15 protein-coding genes are annotated in these 17,367 nt (G+C 71.4%); 14 read left to right on the top strand and 1 reads right to left on the bottom strand.

Annotated features, from left to right (window positions below; all coding sequences use genetic code 11):
• Positions 1-178 precede the first annotated feature (178 nt).
• The 5 genes from ACIP2X_RS27600 to rpsD all read left to right on the top strand — a co-directional run bounded on the left by ACIP2X_RS27600 (position 179) and on the right by rpsD (position 5,317).
• A complete protein-coding gene (locus ACIP2X_RS27600) occupies positions 179-886 on the top strand; it encodes an MBL fold metallo-hydrolase (protein WP_401677464.1) in 708 nt (235 codons plus the stop codon).
• A gap of 13 nt (positions 887-899) precedes the next feature.
• The gene (hisS, locus tag ACIP2X_RS27595) at positions 900-2,162 is read left to right on the top strand and encodes a histidine--tRNA ligase (protein WP_401677461.1); all 1,263 of its coding nucleotides are present in this window, start codon (positions 900-902) and stop codon (positions 2,160-2,162) included.
• Between the two features lie 176 nt (positions 2,163-2,338).
• Positions 2,339-2,995 carry a vitamin K epoxide reductase family protein gene (locus ACIP2X_RS27590; protein ID WP_401677458.1) on the top strand — a complete coding sequence of 219 codons (657 nt, stop codon included), beginning with the start codon at positions 2,339-2,341 and terminating at the stop codon, positions 2,993-2,995.
• A 48-nt stretch (positions 2,996-3,043) separates the two neighbouring features.
• Positions 3,044-4,399 (top strand): replication-associated recombination protein A, encoded by a 1,356-nt coding sequence (locus ACIP2X_RS27585; protein WP_401677455.1) that lies wholly within the window; start codon positions 3,044-3,046, stop codon positions 4,397-4,399.
• Between the two features lie 303 nt (positions 4,400-4,702).
• Entirely contained in the window at positions 4,703-5,317 is a 615-nt protein-coding gene (gene rpsD, locus ACIP2X_RS27580; protein ID WP_123987943.1) for a 30S ribosomal protein S4, read from the top strand.
• A gap of 23 nt (positions 5,318-5,340) precedes the next feature.
• Here the strand turns inward: rpsD and ACIP2X_RS27575 are convergent, their stop codons facing one another.
• Complete coding sequence (locus ACIP2X_RS27575; RefSeq protein ID WP_401677451.1) at positions 5,341-7,500, bottom strand: ATP-binding protein; 2,160 nt, start codon at positions 7,498-7,500, stop codon at positions 5,341-5,343.
• A gap of 159 nt (positions 7,501-7,659) precedes the next feature.
• Here ACIP2X_RS27575 and ACIP2X_RS27570 point away from each other — a divergent pair, with 159 nt between their 5' ends.
• The 9 genes from ACIP2X_RS27570 to aroB all read left to right on the top strand — a co-directional run bounded on the left by ACIP2X_RS27570 (position 7,660) and on the right by aroB (position 17,225).
• Positions 7,660-8,094 (top strand): DUF948 domain-containing protein, encoded by a 435-nt coding sequence (locus tag ACIP2X_RS27570; protein WP_401677449.1) that lies wholly within the window; start codon positions 7,660-7,662, stop codon positions 8,092-8,094.
• 8 nt (positions 8,095-8,102) lie between these two features.
• Positions 8,103-8,453: a hypothetical protein gene (locus tag ACIP2X_RS27565; protein ID WP_401677447.1), complete on the top strand. Its 351-nt coding sequence runs from the start codon at positions 8,103-8,105 to the stop codon at positions 8,451-8,453.
• Positions 8,453-11,125 (top strand): alanine--tRNA ligase, encoded by a 2,673-nt coding sequence (gene alaS / locus ACIP2X_RS27560; protein ID WP_401677445.1) that lies wholly within the window; start codon positions 8,453-8,455, stop codon positions 11,123-11,125. The genes ACIP2X_RS27565 and alaS overlap by 1 nt, the downstream gene beginning before the upstream one ends.
• Positions 11,126-11,138: 13 nt before the next feature.
• Entirely contained in the window at positions 11,139-11,603 is a 465-nt protein-coding gene (gene ruvX / locus ACIP2X_RS27555; protein WP_401678295.1) for a Holliday junction resolvase RuvX, read from the top strand.
• Between the two features lie 121 nt (positions 11,604-11,724).
• Positions 11,725-13,410 carry an endolytic transglycosylase MltG gene (mltG, locus tag ACIP2X_RS27550; protein ID WP_401677443.1) on the top strand — a complete coding sequence of 562 codons (1,686 nt, stop codon included), beginning with the start codon at positions 11,725-11,727 and terminating at the stop codon, positions 13,408-13,410.
• A complete protein-coding gene (locus ACIP2X_RS27545) occupies positions 13,391-14,230 on the top strand; it encodes a shikimate dehydrogenase (protein ID WP_401677441.1) in 840 nt (279 codons plus the stop codon). Before mltG ends, ACIP2X_RS27545 begins: the two co-directional genes overlap by 20 nt.
• 210 nt (positions 14,231-14,440) lie before the next feature.
• Positions 14,441-15,625 carry a chorismate synthase gene (gene aroC, locus ACIP2X_RS27540; RefSeq protein WP_401677439.1) on the top strand — a complete coding sequence of 395 codons (1,185 nt, stop codon included), beginning with the start codon at positions 14,441-14,443 and terminating at the stop codon, positions 15,623-15,625.
• On the top strand, positions 15,622-16,137 hold the full coding sequence (locus ACIP2X_RS27535; RefSeq protein WP_401677437.1) for a shikimate kinase: 516 nt from the start codon (positions 15,622-15,624) through the stop codon (positions 16,135-16,137). Before aroC ends, ACIP2X_RS27535 begins: the two co-directional genes overlap by 4 nt.
• Complete coding sequence (gene aroB / locus ACIP2X_RS27530) at positions 16,134-17,225, top strand: 3-dehydroquinate synthase (RefSeq protein WP_401677435.1); 1,092 nt, start codon at positions 16,134-16,136, stop codon at positions 17,223-17,225. Before ACIP2X_RS27535 ends, aroB begins: the two co-directional genes overlap by 4 nt.
• The last annotated feature ends 142 nt before the right edge of the window (positions 17,226-17,367 follow it).

The raw sequence follows: 17,367 nt of genomic DNA, 5'->3' as shown, positions 1-17,367 counted from the left end.
GATCTACTCCTCATGCGTCTAGAACGTCGACCGGTACGTGTGCGTCCTGTGGGCCGACCGCCTGCGTGTGCCCCGTACCGTATATGGGTTCGCTGAGGAATCGGCAGCGCCGGTAGGCTCTTGACGTCAGGCGCAGCCGTCGCCGAATCCGCCCGAACCGACACAACGAAGGACGATCGTGCTCATTGCCGGGTTCCCCGCCGGGGCCTGGGGGACGAACTGTTATCTCGTCGCCCCCGCCGCCGGTGAGGAGTGCGTGATCATCGACCCGGGCCACCAGGCGGCCCCCGGAGTCGAGGAAGCACTGAAGAAGCATCGGCTCAAGCCCGTCGCCGTCGTCCTCAGCCACGGCCACATCGACCATGTGGCCTCGGTCGTCCCGGTCTGCGGAGCACACGACATACCGGCCTGGATCCACCCCGCGGACCGCTACATGATGAGCGACCCGGAGAAGGGCATCGGCCGGTCCATCGGGATGCCGCTCATGGGCGAGCTCACCGTGGGGGAACCGGACGACGTGCGGGAGCTGGCCGACGGGGCGCAGCTGGAGCTGGCCGGACTGGAGTTCTCCGTCGCGCACGCGCCGGGCCATACCAAGGGGTCGGTGACCTTCCGGATGCCCGAGGCCGCGGACGTGCCGTCCGTGTTCTTCTCCGGGGATCTGCTGTTCGCCGGCTCCGTCGGACGCACCGACCTGCCCGGCGGTGACATGGCCGAGATGCTCGACTCGCTGGCCCGCGTGTGCCTGCCGCTCGACGACTCGACCGTGGTGCTGTCCGGCCACGGCCCCCAGACCACCATCGGCCAGGAACGCGCCACCAACCCGTATCTGCGGCAGGTGGCCGCCGGCCAGGGAGTCCCCGGGACTCCCCGACGAGGAATGTGACGAGAGACTTCCCGTGAGCACCTTCAAGGCCCCCAAGGGCACGTACGACCTGATCCCGCCGGACAGCGCCAAGTTCCTGGCCGTCCGCGAGGCGATCGCCGCCCCGCTGCGCAACTCCGGCTACGGCTACATCGAGACGCCCGGCTTCGAGAACGTCGAGCTGTTCGCGCGCGGTGTCGGTGAGTCCACCGACATCGTCACCAAGGAGATGTACGCCTTCGAGACCAAGGGCGGCGACCGGCTCGCGCTGCGTCCCGAGGGTACGGCGTCGGTGCTGCGCGCCGCGCTGGAGGCCAACCTGCACAAGGCGGGCAACCTGCCGGTCAAGCTCTGGTACTCGGGCTCGTACTACCGCTACGAGCGCCCCCAGAAGGGCCGTTATCGCCACTTCTCCCAGGTCGGTGCCGAGGCGATCGGCGCGGAGGACCCCGCCCTGGACGCCGAGTTGATCATCCTGGCGGACCAGGCGTACCGGTCGCTCGGCCTGAGCGACTTCCGCATCCTGCTCAACAGCCTGGGCGACAAGGAGTGCCGCCCCGTCTACCGGGCGGCCCTCCAGGAGTTCCTGCGCGGCCTCGACCTCGACGAGGACACCCTGCGCCGGGCGGACATCAACCCGCTGCGCGTGCTGGACGACAAGCGCGAGTCGGTGCAGAAGCAGCTCGTGGGCGCCCCCCTGCTGCGCGACTACCTCTGCGACGCCTGCAAGACGTACCACGAGGAGGTCCGCGAGCTGATCACGGCGGCGGGCGTCGCCTTCGAGGACGACCCGAAGCTGGTGCGCGGCCTGGACTACTACACGCGGACCACCTTCGAGTTCGTCCACGACGGGCTCGGCTCGCAGTCCGCGGTGGGCGGCGGCGGCCGCTACGACGGCCTGTCCGAGATGATCGGCGGCCCCGCGCTGCCGTCCGTCGGCTGGGCCCTCGGCGTGGACCGCACGGTGCTCGCCCTGGAGGCGGAGGGCGTCGAGCTCGAACTGCCCGCCGTCACCAGCGTGTTCGCGGTGCCGCTCGGCGAGGAGGCACGCCGCGTGCTGTTCGCCAAGGTCACCGAGTTGCGCAAGCAGGGCGTCGCCGCCGACTTCTCCTACGGCGCCAAGGGCCTCAAGGGCGCGATGAAGAACGCCAACCGCAGTGGCGCCCGCTACACGATCGTGGCCGGCGAACGCGACCTCGCCGAGGGCGTCGTCCAGCTCAAGGACATGGAGTCCGGCGAGCAGACGGCCGTCGGCGTGGGGGAGATCGTGGCCGAACTCGAAGCCCGCCTGGGCTGATCACGTCGACGAGGGCGCCGCAGGTCCCCCGGGGCCTGCGGCGCCCTCCCGCGTGTCCGGAACCGATCGGCGGGCGGTGGGTCCTTATGTGCAGCGAACGGTGGACATGCGCGCGCGTGCGGCACAATGTCCCCTGCCGGAAGCAGGCCCCCCACTCAAGTGACGGAATCGGCGTGATGAGCAAGACGACAGTCAAGGACGTCTCCACCGAGCCGGAGCCGCGCGACGCGGCCGCCGAGCCGCGCACGGTCGGCGGCAGCCGGGCCTTCGCCCTGCTGCTGGTGATCACGGGCGCGGCAGGGCTGCTCGCCGCCTGGGTCATCACGCTCGACAAGTTCAAGATCCTGGAGGCCAAGGCCCGGGGCGAGACGTTCACGCCGAGCTGCAGTCTCAACCCGATCGTCTCCTGCGGCAGCGTCATGGAGAGCGCCCAGGCCTCCGTCTTCGGGTTCCCCAACCCGATGCTGGGCCTGGTCACCTACGGCATCGTGATCTGCGTCGGCGTGAGCCTGCTCGCCCGGGCCCGCTTCCCGCGCTGGTACTGGCTCACCTTCAACGCGGGCACGCTCTTCGGCGTCGTCTTCTGCGCCTGGCTGATGTTCCAGTCGCTGTACCGGATCAACGCGCTGTGCCTGTGGTGCTCGCTGGCCTGGGTCGCCACGATCGTCATGTTCTGGTACGTCACCTCGTTCAACGTCCGAAGCGGCTTCCTGCCGGCCCCGGACGGCCTCAAGCGCTTCTTCGCCGAGTTCACCTGGGTGCTGCCCGTCACCCACGTCGGGATCATCGTCATGCTGATCCTGACCCGCTGGGGCAGTCAGCTCTGGGCCTGAGCCCAGGGGCGGGCGGCGTTGTCGGTGCCGTGATTTAGGGTTTCCAGCGTGGAGCCCGACCTGTTCACCGCCGCCGCCGAAGACCGCCAGGAGAAGGACCCGAGCGCGAGTCCCCTGGCGGTGCGGATGCGCCCCCGCACCCTCGACGAGGTGGTGGGCCAGCAGCACCTGCTGAAGCCCGGCTCACCCCTGCGCCGCCTGGTCGCCGCAGGCGCCGGAGGACCCGCGGGGCCCTCCTCGGTGATCCTCTGGGGCCCGCCCGGCACGGGCAAGACGACCCTGGCCTACGTCGTCTCCAAGGCGACCGACAAACGGTTCGTGGAGCTGTCCGCGATCACGGCCGGCGTCAAGGAGGTCCGTGCGGTCATCGACGGCGCCCGCCGCGCCACCGGCGGCTTCGGCAAGGAGACCGTCCTCTTCCTGGACGAGATCCACCGCTTCAGCAAGGCCCAGCAGGACTCGCTCCTGCCGGCCGTCGAGAACCGCTGGGTCACGCTGATCGCGGCGACGACCGAGAACCCGTACTTCTCGATCATCTCGCCCCTGCTCTCCCGCTCCCTGCTGCTGACCCTGGAGCCCCTGACCGACGACGACGTGCGCGACCTGATCCGGCGCGCCCTCGCCGACGAGCGCGGTCTCGCCGGCGCCGTGGCCCTCCCTGAGGACACCGAGGCCCACCTCCTGCGGATCGCCGGCGGCGACGCCCGCCGTGCGCTGACCGCCCTGGAGGCCGCCGCCGGAGCCGCCCTCGACAAGGGGGAGGCCGAGATCGGCCTCACGACCCTGGAGGAGACCGTCGACCGCGCCGCGGTCAAGTACGACCGCGACGGCGACCAGCACTACGACGTGGCCAGCGCCCTCATCAAGTCGATCCGCGGCTCCGACGTGGACGCCGCGCTGCACTACCTGGCCCGGATGATCGAGGCGGGCGAGGATCCCCGCTTCATCGCCCGCCGCCTGATGATCTCCGCCAGCGAGGACATCGGCCTGGCCGACCCGCAGGCCCTGCCGATCGCGGTCGCCGCCGCCCAGGCCGTCGCGATGATCGGCTTCCCCGAGGCCGCCCTCACCCTCAGCCACGCCACCATCGCGCTGGCCCTGGCGCCGAAGTCCAACGCCGCGACGACCGCGATCGGCGCCGCCCTGGAGGACGTGCGCAAGGGTCACGCGGGGACGGTGCCCGCGCATCTGCGGGACTCCCACTACAAGGGCGCGGGCAAGCTGGGCCACGGGCAGGGCTACGTGTACCCGCACGACCTGCCCGAGGGCATCGCCGAGCAGCAGTACGCGCCGGACGCCCTCAAGGACCGGGAGTACTACACCCCGACCCGGCACGGCGCCGAGGCACGGTACGCGGACGCCGTCGAGTGGACCAGGAAACACCTCGGTCGTAAGCGGTCCTGAGCACCCTGTAGAATCCCTCGGAGTGCTGAGTCCCGTGCAGTCAGAGCGGGACAGCCAGTCGGAGATCCAGTCCCTCGTGGACTGACTCCAGGAGCGTCGCGCACCGTCGAATGGTGTCGCGGGCAGCCCACCACCACCCCAGCAAGACGGGACCGGTCGGTGGGCCGTTCGTGTGCTGCACGTATGTGCCCAGACCAGGGAGCGGCTGCCCAGCGGGTCCCTCGCGGACCTGGTGGGTTTCCCCGGCTGCGGATGCGACCTCCCTCGATCTGACAAGCCGGAAACTAGGAAAGAGAACAGACAGTGGCGAACCAGTCCCGCCCCAAGGTCAAGAAGTCGCGTGCCCTCGGCATCGCGCTGACCCCGAAGGCCGTCAAGTACTTCGAGGCCCGCCCCTACCCGCCGGGTGAGCACGGCCGCGGCCGCAAGCAGAACTCGGACTACAAGGTCCGTCTGCTGGAGAAGCAGCGTCTGCGCGCGCAGTACGACGTGTCCGAGCGTCAGCTCGTCCGCGCCTACGAGCGTGCCTCCAAGGTTCAGGGCAAGACCGGTGAGGCCCTGATCATCGAGCTGGAGCGCCGTCTCGACGCCCTGGTCCTGCGTTCGGGCATCGCCCGCACGATCTACCAGGCCCGTCAGATGGTCGTCCACGGCCACATCGAGGTCAACGGCCAGAAGGTCGACAAGCCCTCGTTCCGCGTCCGTCCCGACGACGTCGTGATGGTCCGCGAGCGCAGCCGCGAGAAGACCCTCTTCTCCATCGCCCGCGAGGGCGGCTTCGCCCCCGACGGCGAGACCCCGCGCTACCTCCAGGTGAACCTCCGCGCCCTGGCCTTCCGCCTGGACCGCGAGCCGAACCGCAAGGAGATCCCGGTGATCTGCGACGAGCAGCTCGTCGTCGAGTACTACGCCCGCTGATCCGGACGTAGCACCACCGCGCATCAGCCCGCCGTCTCGCCGCCCTGCCGGGTGGGCGAGGCGGCGGGCTCTCGCATGTGCGCGACGCCCCGCGCCTGCCGCGCGGGCCCACGCGGCTCCGGCACCACCGCGACCGGCCCCGGCCGGCCGAGGGCCAGAGCCACCGCCTCCTCCCGGCCCAGCCGCGCGCCCTGGCGTACGCACGCCTCGTACCGCTCGTCGCCGAGCAGTTGCCGGGCCGTCGCCTCGCACAGCTCGTGCGGGGTGTTGTAGTAGGCCGAGCCGAACAACGGCAGCCCCACCGACGGCCACATCCCCTGTGCCGCTCCCTGGAGCACCGCGGCCTCGACCGGATCGCCGTCCGCCGTGGTCACCAGCGCGAGCAGCTCGATCGCCAGCACCGAGCCGAGCAGGTCGTGGAACGCCTCGGCGCCGGACAGGCAGTCGGTGAGCAGCGCGCGGGCACCGGCCGGGTCGCCCTCGGTCCAGGCGGCGTACGCCAGGACGAACAGCGCGTAGCCCCGGGCCCAGCGCTCGCCGTGGTCCTCGCACACCCGGCGCACGTCGTCGCAGAGTTTCACCGCGTCCGCCAGATCACCCTGGAACGCGCGCGCCATCGCCAGCTCCACCTGACCCATCAGGACGTTGCTGTTCAGCTCGCCGATCTCCTGGTAGCGGTCCAGCGCCGAGCGCAGCAGCGTTTCTGCGCGGGGCATGTCGTCCGTGACCAGCGCCAGACAACCGGTGCGGTGCTCCGCGTATGCCAGCGCCGTGTCGTTCCCGGACCGTTCCGCCTCCTCCCGGCACTCCTGGAGCGCGGCCAGCGCCGCGACCGGATCCCCCTGGAGGACGGCGACGTAACCGAGCACCCACAGCGCCTTGAGCCGCGACTGCTCGTTTCCGGAGTCCAGTTGCAGGCCCCGCTCCAGCCAGTGCCGGCCCTCCGAGAGCCGGCCGCAGCCCGCCCAGCAGAACCACAGCGAGCCCGCCAGGTACTGGCCGAGGTGCGCCTCGTCCGGCTCGGTAAGGCAGTAGTCCAGGGCGGAGCGCAGATTCGGCAGTTCCACGTCGACGCGCGCCGCCACCTCGCCCTGGCGCGGCGAGAACCAGTCCAGCTCGCACCAGGTCGCCAAACCCACGTACCAGTCGCGGTGCCTCCGCCGCAGCCGGGCCGCGTCCCCGGCCGCCGTCAGCCACTGGGTGCCGTACGCCCGGAGCGTGTCCAGCATCCGGTAGCGCAGCCCCGCCGGGGTCTCCTCGCGGGTGACCACGGACTGCTCGATCAGCTCGGTCAGCACGTCGAGGACGTCGTCGGCGTCCAGCCCGCCGCCGCTGCACACGTACTCGGCGGCCTCCAGGTCGAAGGCGCCGGCGAAGACCGACAGGCGCGCCCACAGCAGCCGCTCCCCGGGCGTGCACAGCTCATGGCTCCAGCCGATCGCGGTGCGCAGCGTCTGATGCCGGTGCGGCGCCTTTCGCCCGCCGCCGGTCAGCAGCCGGAACCGGTCGTCGAGCCGTTCCAGCAACTGCCCGGGGGAGAGTGCCCGCAGCCGTCCCGCCGCCAGCTCGATCGCCAGCGGGATCCCGTCCAGACGCCGGCACACCTCCCGTACGGCCACGTCGTCGTCGCACGCCGCCCCGTGCTGCGCGGCGCGGTCCGCGAACAGCTCGACGGCCTCCGGCCCGCCCAGCGGCGCCAGCGGGAAGAGCCGTTCGCCCGCCACTCCCAGCGGTCTGCGGCCCACCGCGAGCACCCGCAAGCCCGGCGCCCGCCGCAGCAGCTCCGTCACCAGCGCGGCGCACGCGTCCACCAGATGCTCGAACCCGTCCAGGAGCAGCAGGAGTCGGCGCTCGGCGAGCTGGGCGAGGAGGGCCTCGCGCGGCGGCCGCGTGGTGTGGTCGGTCAGCCCCAGCGCCTCCGCGACCGCGTGGTCGACCAGCTCCGGGTCGCACACCGGCTCCAGCTCGACGCGCCATACCCCGCCCGGCGCCGCGTACCCGGCGGCCGCCCTGGCCGCGAGCCGCGACTTGCCCACCCCGCCGGTCCCCGTCACGGTCACCAGCCGGGAGGAGTCCAGCGCCCGGGCCAGCCCGGCGAGTTCGGCCGACCGGCCCACGAACGCGTCCAGCTCCAGAGGGAGATTGCCGAGAGTGGGCCCGCCGTCGCGCTGAGGTGCTCGCATAGGACACGGAGCGTACTGAACCGTGTTCATTCCGTACAATCGCTTCGCGCAACTCGGCCGCGGCCGCGCCGTAATCCGGTACGGAGCGCGATCCCCGGCGCGATAGGCTCGGTGCACGACTTTTTCGATGTTCAGGCACGTTTAGGGAGCGGGTGCGCAGTGTCCGGTGGAGAGGTGGCCGGCATCCTGGTGGCCGTCTTCTGGGCGATCCTGGTCTCCTTCCTCGCCGTGGCTCTGGCGAGGCTGGCCCAGACGCTCAGGGCGACCACCAAGCTGGTGGCGGACGTGACCGACCAGGCGGTGCCGCTGCTGGCGGACGCCTCCTCGGCGGTGCGCTCCGCGCAGACCCAGATCGACCGGGTCGACGCCATCGCCTCCGACGTCCAGGAGGTCACGTCGAACGCGTCGGCGCTGTCCACGACCGTCGCCTCCACCTTCGGCGGCCCGCTGGTCAAGGTCGCCGCCTTCGGTTACGGCGTGCGCCGGGCCCTCGGCGGCGGCAAGGAGGACGCGCCCGCGAAGTCGTCGAGGCGTACCGTGATCGTGGGCCGGACCGTGCCGGCCGCGCGGCGGGCGAAGCGGAAGAAGGACTGAGGCCAGCGATGTTCCGCCGTACGTTCTGGTTCACCACGGGTGTCGCCACCGGCGTGTGGGCCACCACCAAGGTCAACCGCAAGCTGAAGCAGCTCACCCCCGAGAGCCTCGCCGCCACGGCGGCGAACAAGGCGATCGAGGCGGGGCACCGGCTCAAGGACCGGGCGGTGGGCTTCGCGCTCGACGTCCGCGCCAACATGGCCCAGCGCGAGGCCGAACTCCAGGACGCACTGGGTCTGGACGCCGATCCGGAGCTGCCCCCCGCGCGGCGGTACGCCGCCATCGAGAACCGCACCAAGCCGAAGACGTACGTCACCGACCACACGACGTACACGTACAACCGGAATGAGGACCACTGATGGAGTCGGCTGAGATCCGCCGCCGCTGGCTGAGCTTCTTCGAGGAGCGCGGGCACACCGTCGTCCCTTCGGCGTCGCTCATCGCGGACGACCCGACTCTGCTCCTCGTCCCCGCCGGCATGGTGCCCTTCAAGCCCTACTTCCTGGGCGAGGTCAAGCCGCCGTTCCCGCGCGCCACCAGCGTGCAGAAGTGCGTGCGCACCCCGGACATCGAAGAGGTCGGCAAGACCACCCGGCACGGCACCTTCTTCCAGATGTGCGGCAACTTCTCCTTCGGCGACTACTTCAAGGAAGGCGCCATCAAGTACGCCTGGGAGCTGCTCACCAGCCCCCAGGACAAGGGTGGTTACGGCCTGGAGCCGGAGAAGCTCTGGATCACCGTCTACCAGGACGACGACGAGGCCGAGCGCATCTGGCACGAGGTCGTCGGCGTGCCGAAGGAGCGCATCCAGCGCCTCGGCATGAAGGACAACTACTGGTCCATGGGCGTCCCCGGCCCCTGCGGCCCCTGCTCCGAGATCAACTACGACCGCGGCCCCGAGTTCGGCGCCGAGGGCGGCCCCGCCGTCAACGACGAGCGGTACGTGGAGATCTGGAACCTCGTCTTCATGCAGTACGAGCGGGGCGAGGGCATCGGCAAGGACAACTTCGAGATCCTCGGCGAACTGCCGAGCAAGAACATCGACACGGGCCTCGGCCTGGAGCGGCTCGCCATGATTCTGCAGGGCGTGCAGAACATGTACGAGATCGACACCTCGATGGCGGTCATCAAGAAGGCCACCGAGCTGACCGGCGTCGCCTACGGGGACGCCCACGGCTCGGACGTCTCGCTGCGCGTCGTCACCGACCACATGCGCACGTCCGTCATGCTCATCGGCGACGGCGTCACCCCCGGCAACGAGGGCCGCGGCTACGTGCTGCGCCGCATCATGCGCCGCGCCATCCGCAACATGCGCCTGCTCGGCGCCACCGGCCCGGTCGTCAAGGACCTGGTCGACACGGTCATCGCGATGATGGGCCAGCAGTACCCCGAGCTCATCACCGACCGCGAGCGCATCGAGAAGGTCGCCGTCGCCGAGGAGAACGCCTTCCTCAAGACGCTGAAGGCCGGCACCAACATCCTCGACACCGCCGTCACCGAGACCAAGCAGTCCGGGGGCACCGTCCTCGCCGGCGACAAGGCGTTCCTGCTCCACGACACCTGGGGCTTCCCGATCGACCTCACCCTGGAGATGGCCGCCGAGCAGGGCCTGTCCGTGGACGAGGACGGGTTCCGGCGCCTGATGAAGGAGCAGCGCGAACGCGCCAAGGCGGACGCCCAGGCCAAGAAGACCGGGCACGCCGACGTCGGCGCCTACCGCGAGATCGCCGACAGCGCCGGCGAGACCGACTTCATCGGCTACACCGACACCGAGGGTGAGAGCACCGTCGTCGGCATCCTCGTCGACGGCGTCTCCTCCCCGGCCGCCACCGAGGGCGACGAGGTCGAGATCGTCCTGGACCGCACCCCCTTCTACGCCGAGGGCGGCGGCCAGATCGGCGACACCGGCCGCATCAAGGTGGACTCCGGTGCCGTGATCGAGGTCCGCGACTGCCAGAAGCCGGTCCCGGGCGTCTACGTCCACAAGGGCGTCGTCCAGGTGGGCGAGGTGACCGTCGGCGCCAAGGCGCTCGCCGCCATCGACGGCCGTCGCCGCACGGCCATCGCCCGCGCCCACTCGGCCACCCACCTCACCCACCAGGCCCTGCGCGACGCGCTCGGCCCGACGGCCGCCCAGGCCGGCTCCGAGAACCAGCCCGGACGCTTCCGCTTCGACTTCGGCTCGCCTGCCGCCGTCCCGACGGCCGTGATGACCGACGTCGAGCAGAAGATCAACGAGGTGCTCGCCCGCGACCTCGACGTGCACGCCGAGGTCATGGGCATCGACGAGGCCAAGAAGCAGGGCGCGATCGCCGAGTTCGGCGAGAAGTACGGCGAGCGCGTGCGCGTCGTGACCATCGGCGACTTCTCCAAGGAGCTGTGCGGCGGCACGCACGTGCACAACACCGCCCAGCTGGGTCTCGTGAAGCTGCTCGGCGAGTCCTCCATCGGCTCGGGTGTGCGCCGGATCGAAGCCCTGGTCGGCATGGACGCCTACAACTTCCTCGCCCGCGAGCACACGGTCGTCGCCCAGCTCCAGGAGTTGGTCAAGGGCCGCCCGGAGGAGCTTCCGGAGAAGATCTCCGCCATGCTCGGCAAGCTGAAGGACGCCGAGAAGGAGATCGAGAAGTTCCGCGCCGAGAAGGTGCTCCAGGCGGCCGCCGGTCTCGCCGGGTCCGCCCGGGACGTACGGGGTGTGGCCCTCGTGACCGGTCAGGTCCCCGACGGCACCAGCGCCGACGACCTGCGCAAGCTGGTGCTCGACGTGCGCGGGCGCATCCAGGGCGGCCGGGCCGCCGTGGTGGCCCTGTTCACGACCGTGGGCGGAAAGCCGCTGACCGTCATCGCCACCAACGAGGCCGCCCGTGAGCGCGGCCTCAAGGCCGGCGACCTGGTCCGCGCCGCCGCCAAGACCCTCGGCGGCGGCGGTGGCGGCAAGCCGGACGTCGCCCAGGGCGGCGGCCAGAACCCGGCGGCCGTCGGCGAGGCCGCCGACGCCGTCGAGCGGCTCGTGGCGGAGACGGCCAAGTAAGGGCTTGGTGAAGATGCGCAGAGGACGCCGTCTCGCGATCGACGTGGGGGACGCCCGGATCGGGGTCGCCTCGTGCGACCCCGACGGGATCCTCGCCACGCCCGTCGAGACGGTCCCCGGCCGGGACGTCCCCGCGGCGCACCGCCGGCTGAAGCAGATCGTCGAGGAGTACGAGCCGATCGAGGTCGTGGTCGGACTCCCTCGCTCCCTCAAGGGGGGCGAGGGCCCGGCCGCGGTGAAGGTCCGTGGCTTCGCCCAGGAGCTGGCCAAGGGCGTCGCCCCCGTCCCGGTACGCCTTGTGGACGAGCGGATGACGACCGTGACGGCAGGTCAGAGCCTGCGGGCGTCCGGCATGAAGTCCAAGAAGGGCCGGGCGGTCATCGACCAGGCGGCCGCCGTCATCATTCTGCAGCAGGCACTGGAATCCGAACGGGTGTCAGGTAAAGCCCCGGGCGAGGGCGTCGAAGTGGTCATCTGATCGCGATACGGTAACGTTCCGCGCGATGCGGCAGCGTTCGAACAGCCGCCGCACAGCAAGAGGCGGAACGGGAGCCGAGCCGGAAGCCACGCGACCGCCGCCTCGCGGCTCTAGGGGATCGATGACTGAGTATGGCCGGGGCCAAGGCTCCGAACCGTGGCATCCGCAGGACCCGTTGTACGGGGACGGCGGATGGGGAGGACAGCAGGCCGGTCCCGGCCAGCAGTCCCCCTACGGCGGCCAGCCGCAGCACTATCCAGAGCAGCCGCAGCAGCCGCAGTACGGCGACTGGGGCACCGGCGAGCACCCCGGCTACGGCCAGGCGCAGCAGCACTACCAGCAGCAGTACGAGCAGCAGCAGCACTACGCCGCGCAGGCGCAGCAGTCGTACGGCGGCACCCAGCAGCAGTACGACACCGGCGGCTGGGCCACCGGCGCGCAGCCGCATCTGCCCTACGGCGGCGACCCGACCGACCCCGTGTATCCCCAGCAGCCGGCGGCCTACGGCGGTGAGCAGCCCGACTTCTACGGCACTCCCGACGCCTACCCGCCGCCCGAGCCGCCCAGCCGGCGGCGCGCCGAACCGGAGCCCAGGACCGACTGGGACCCGGGCCCGGACCAGGGTGAGCACGCGTTCTTCTCGGGGGAGGACGAGGACGACGACGAGCCCGCGGACCGGCGCGGGCGCGGTGAGCGACGGGGGCGCGGTGGCAAGGGCAAGGGCAAGAAGAGCCGCAACGGATGTGCCTGCCTGGTGGTCGCCCTGGTGTTCGGTGGCGGTCTGGCCGGCGTCAGCTACTTCGGCTACCAGTTCTACCAGGATCGTTTCGGCGCGGCCCCCGACTACGCGGGCGAGGGCACGAGCGAGCAGGTGACCGTCGAGGTCCCCAAGGGCGCGAGCGGCGCCGAGATCGGCCGTCGACTGAAGGACGCCGGCGTCGTCAAGAGCGTCGACGCCTTCGTGGCCGCGCAGTCGCAGAACGCCGACGGCGAATCGATCCAGGCGGGCGCCTATCTGCTGAAGAAGCAGATGTCGGCGGCGAGCGCCGTCGAGATGATGCTCGACCCGAAGAGCCAGAACAACGTGATGGTCACCCCGGGCCAGCGCAACGGGGGCGTCTACAACGCCATCGACGAGAAGCTCGGCCTGGAGGCCGGCACCACCCAGGACGTCGCCGAGAAGCAGTACAAGAAGCTCGGCCTGCCCAGCTGGGCGAACAACGACCCCGACATCAAGGACCCGCTGGAGGGCTTCCTCTACCCGGGCACCTATCCCGCGGCCAAGGGCATGAAGCCCGAGGCGGTCCTGAAGGAAATGGTCGGCCAGGCCAGCCGCCAGTACTCCCAGTACGACCTCGCGGCCAAGGCCAAGGCGCTGGATCTGGAGGACCCGCTGCAGGTCATCACGGTCGCCAGCCTCGTCCAGGCCGAGGGCAAGACCGAGGACGACTTCCGCAAGATGGCCGAGGTGGTCTACAACCGCCTGAAGCCGGACAACACGGAGACCAACCAGCTCCTCCAGTTCGACTCGACCTTCAACTACCTGAAGGGCGAGAGCAACATCAACATCAGCGAAGCCGAGATCCAGAGCAACCAGGACCCGTTCAACACGTACACCCAGAAGGGTCTGCCGCCCGGACCGATCGGCAACCCCGGCGCCGACGCGCTGAAGGCGACGCTGAACCCGACCGACGAGGGCTGGATGTACTTCGTGGCGACCGACGGCCGCCACAACACCGAGTTCGCCCGCACGCACGACGAGTTCCTGGAGCTCAAGGAAAAGTTCAATGAGAGCTCGGGCAACTGACGCCCGCCGCGCCGCCGTCCTCGGCTCGCCCATCGCCCACTCCCTGTCCCCGGTGCTGCACCGGGCGGCCTACCGGGAACTGGGGCTGACGGGCTGGACCTACGACCGGTTCGAGGTCGACGAGGAGGGGCTGCCGGGCTTCTTCGCGCAGCTCGGCCCCGAGTGGGCCGGGCTGTCGCTGACCATGCCGCTGAAGCGGGCCGTGATCCCGTTGCTCGACGAGATCAGCGACACCGCGGCCTCGGTCGAGGCGGTCAACACCGTCGTCCTCACCGACGACGGCCGCCGCGTCGGTGACAACACCGACATCCCCGGCATGGTCGCCGCCCTGCGCGAGCACGGCATCGAGCAGACCGACACGGCCGCGATCCTCGGCGCCGGCGCCACCGCGTCGTCGGCGCTGGCCGCGCTCGCCCGGATCTGCACCGGCGAGGTCGTCGCCTACGTCCGCAGCGCCGCCCGGGCCGCCGAGATGCGCCGCTGGGGCGAACGTCTCGAGGTCGACGTCAGGGTCGCCGACTGGGCGGACGCGGCCGAGGCCCTGCACCATCCGCTGGTCGTCGCGACCACGCCGGCCGGTACCACCGACGCGCTCGCCGCCGCCGTGCCGGAGCGGCCCGCGACGCTCTTCGACGTGCTGTACGACCCGTGGCCGACCGTGCTGGCGGCGCGCTGGTCCGGGTACGGCGGGGCCGTCGTCAGCGGGCTCGACCTGCTGGTCCACCAGGCGGTGCTCCAGGTCGAGCAGGTGACGGGCCGAACGCCCGCGCCGCTGGACGCGATGCGCAAGGCCGGCGAGCACGCACTGACCGGTCGCTGAGCCGCCCCGCTCGGGTGCGGCACCGGGCACGCCCCGTGACCGCCCGCTGACACGGTCCGTCCGACTGCTGGACCGGCGGCCTGACCGGATGCCGGGACGTGGGAGGATCGAACGTGGCGGGCCAGGGCCGCGCACCCGGGTCGCGCCACCGCGCTACGCGAGCAGACGCGTACGCCGGTCGGTAACGGGCGCGAGCACAGAGGAGCACCGTTGAGCAGGTTGCGCTGGCTGACCGCGGGGGAGTCCCACGGCCCCGCACTCGTCGCGACGCTGGAGGGCCTTCCCGCCGGCGTGCCGATCACCACGGAGATGGTGGCGGACCACCTGGCGAGGCGGCGGCTCGGCTACGGTCGCGGCGCGCGCATGAAGTTCGAGCGGGACGAGGTCACCTTCCTCGGTGGGGTCCGCCACGGGCTGACCCTGGGCTCGCCGGTCGCCGTCATGGTCGGCAACACCGAGTGGCCCAAGTGGGAGAAGGTCATGGCGGCCGACCCCGTGGACCCGGACGAGCTGGCCGCGCTGGCCCGCAACGCGCCGCTGACCCGCCCCCGGCCCGGCCACGCCGACCTCGCCGGCATGCAGAAGTACGGCTTCGACGAGGCCCGTCCGATCCTGGAGCGCGCGTCGGCCCGGGAGACGGCGGCCCGTGTGGCGCTCGGCGCGGTCGCGCGGTCGTACCTGAAGGAGACCGCGGGCATCGAGATCGTCAGCCATGTCGTGGAGCTCGCGGCGGCCAAGGCCCCCTACGGCGTCCACCCCACCCCGGCCGACGTCGAGAAGCTGGACGCCGACCCGGTGCGCTGCCTGGACGCCGACGCGTCGAAGGCGATGGTCGCGGAGATCGACCAGGCCCACAAGGACGGCGACACCCTCGGCGGGGTCGTCGAGGTGCTCGCGTACGGGGTGCCGGTGGGCCTCGGCTCGCACGTGCACTGGGACCGCCGCCTCGATGCCCGGCTGGCCGCCGCGCTGATGGGCATCCAGGCGATCAAGGGGGTCGAGGTCGGCGACGGCTTCGAGCTGGCCCGGGTGCCGGGCTCCAAGGCGCACGACGAGATCGTCACCACGGACGACGGCATCCGGCGCGCCACCGGCCGCTCAGGCGGCACCGAGGGCGGGCTCACCACGGGTGAGCTGCTGCGGGTGCGCGCCGCGATGAAGCCGATCGCGACCGTGCCGCGCGCGCTGCGCACGGTGGACGTCGTGACCGGCGAGACCACCCAGGCCCACCACCAGCGCTCGGACGTGTGCGCGGTCCCGGCCGCCGGCATCGTCGCCGAGGCGATGGTGGCGCTGGTCCTCGCGGACGCGGTCGCGGAGAAGTTCGGCGGCGACAGCGTGACCGAGACCGCCCGCAACGTCCGCTCCTACCTCGACCACCTGGCGATCCGATGAGCGGGCCGCTGGCCGTGCTCGTCGGCCCCATGGGTGTCGGCAAGTCCACCGTCGGCCATCTGCTGGCCGAGCGGCTCGGCGTCGGCTTCCGGGACACCGACGAGGACATCGTCGCGCAGCAGGGCCGTACCGTCGCCGACATCTTCGTCGAGGACGGCGAGGCCGTCTTCCGCGCGCTGGAGAAGCAGGCGGTGCGCACGGCGCTGGCCGAGCACACCGGCGTGCTGGCGCTGGGTGGCGGGGCCGTCCTCGACGCCGGCTCGCGGGAGCTGCTCGCCGGACACCAGGTCGTGTACCTCTCGATGGACGTCGAGGAGGCGGTCCGACGCACCGGTCTGAACGCGGCCCGGCCGCTGCTGGCCGTCAACCCGCGCAAGCAGTGGCGGGAGCTGATGGAGGCGCGGCGGCACCTGTACGAGGAAGTGGCGCGCTCGGTGGTGGCCACCGACGGCCGTACGCCCGAAGAGGTCACCCAAGAGGTGCTGGACGCCCTGGAGTTGAAGGAAGCATGAGCGAGTCAGTGACGCGGATCCAGGTCGGCGGCACCGCGGGCAGTGAGCCGTACGAGGTCCTGGTGGGCCGTCAGCTGCTCGGGGAGCTCGGCGCCCTGATCGGCGACCGGGCCAAGCGGGTCGCCGTCATTCACCCCGAGGCCCTGGCCGAGACCGGCGAGGCGCTGCGCGCCGACCTGGCCGAGCAGGGCTTCGAGGCGGTCGCCATCCAGGTGCCGAACGCGGAGGAGGCCAAGACGGCCGAGGTCGCCGCGTACTGCTGGAAGGCGCTCGGACAGTCGGGCTTCACCCGCACCGACGTCGTCGTGGGCGTCGGCGGCGGCGCGACCACCGACCTCGCCGGCTTCGTGGCCGCGACCTGGCTGCGCGGGGTGCGCTGGATCGCGATCCCCACCACGGTCCTCGCCATGGTCGACGCGGCCGTCGGCGGCAAGACCGGCATCAACACGGCCGAGGGCAAGAACCTGGTCGGCGCCTTCCATCCGCCCGTCGGTGTCCTGTGCGACCTCGCCGCCCTGGACTCGCTGCCGGTCAACGACTACGTCTCCGGGCTCGCCGAGGTCATCAAGGCGGGCTTCATCGCCGACCCCGCGATCCTGGAGCTCATCGAGTCCGACCCGGAGGCGGCGCGCACGCCGGCCGGCCCGCACACGGCGGAGCTCGTCGAGCGCTCCATCCGCGTCAAGGCCGAGGTCGTCTCCTCCGACCTCAGGGAGTCGGGGCTGCGCGAGATCCTCAACTACGGCCACACCCTCGGCCACGCCATCGAGAAGAACGAGCGCTACCAGTGGCGGCACGGCGCCGCGGTCTCCGTGGGCATGCACTTCGCCGCCGAGCTCGGCCGGCTCGCGGGCCGACTGGACGACGCCACGGCCGACCGGCACCGCACGGTCCTGGAGGCGGTCGGGCTGCCGCTGCACTACCGCTACGACCAGTGGCCCAAGCTGCTGCAGACGATGAAGGTCGACAAGAAGTCGCGCGGCGACATGCTCCGCTTCATCGTCCTGGACGGCCTCGCCAAGCCGACGGTCCTGGAGGGACCCGACCCGGCGATGCTGCTGGCGGCGTACGGCGAGGTCGGCCAGTAGTTCCGGCGCGGGGTCCGGTACGTCCCACGGGGCCCCTTCCGTCCGATTCCCCTTGCCCGCCGGGCACTTCGGGCCGTCCCCCGGCGTTCACCAAAGGACGACGGGGGACGGTACCGTTCGGTAGCGAGCGCCAATTGCCTGT

The organism is Streptomyces sp. NPDC089424 (assembly GCF_044749345.1).
Lineage (GTDB): Bacteria > Actinomycetota > Actinomycetes > Streptomycetales > Streptomycetaceae > Streptomyces.
Note: the sequence above shows the minus strand (reverse complement) of the source record. Positions and strands in the feature narration are given on the sequence as shown.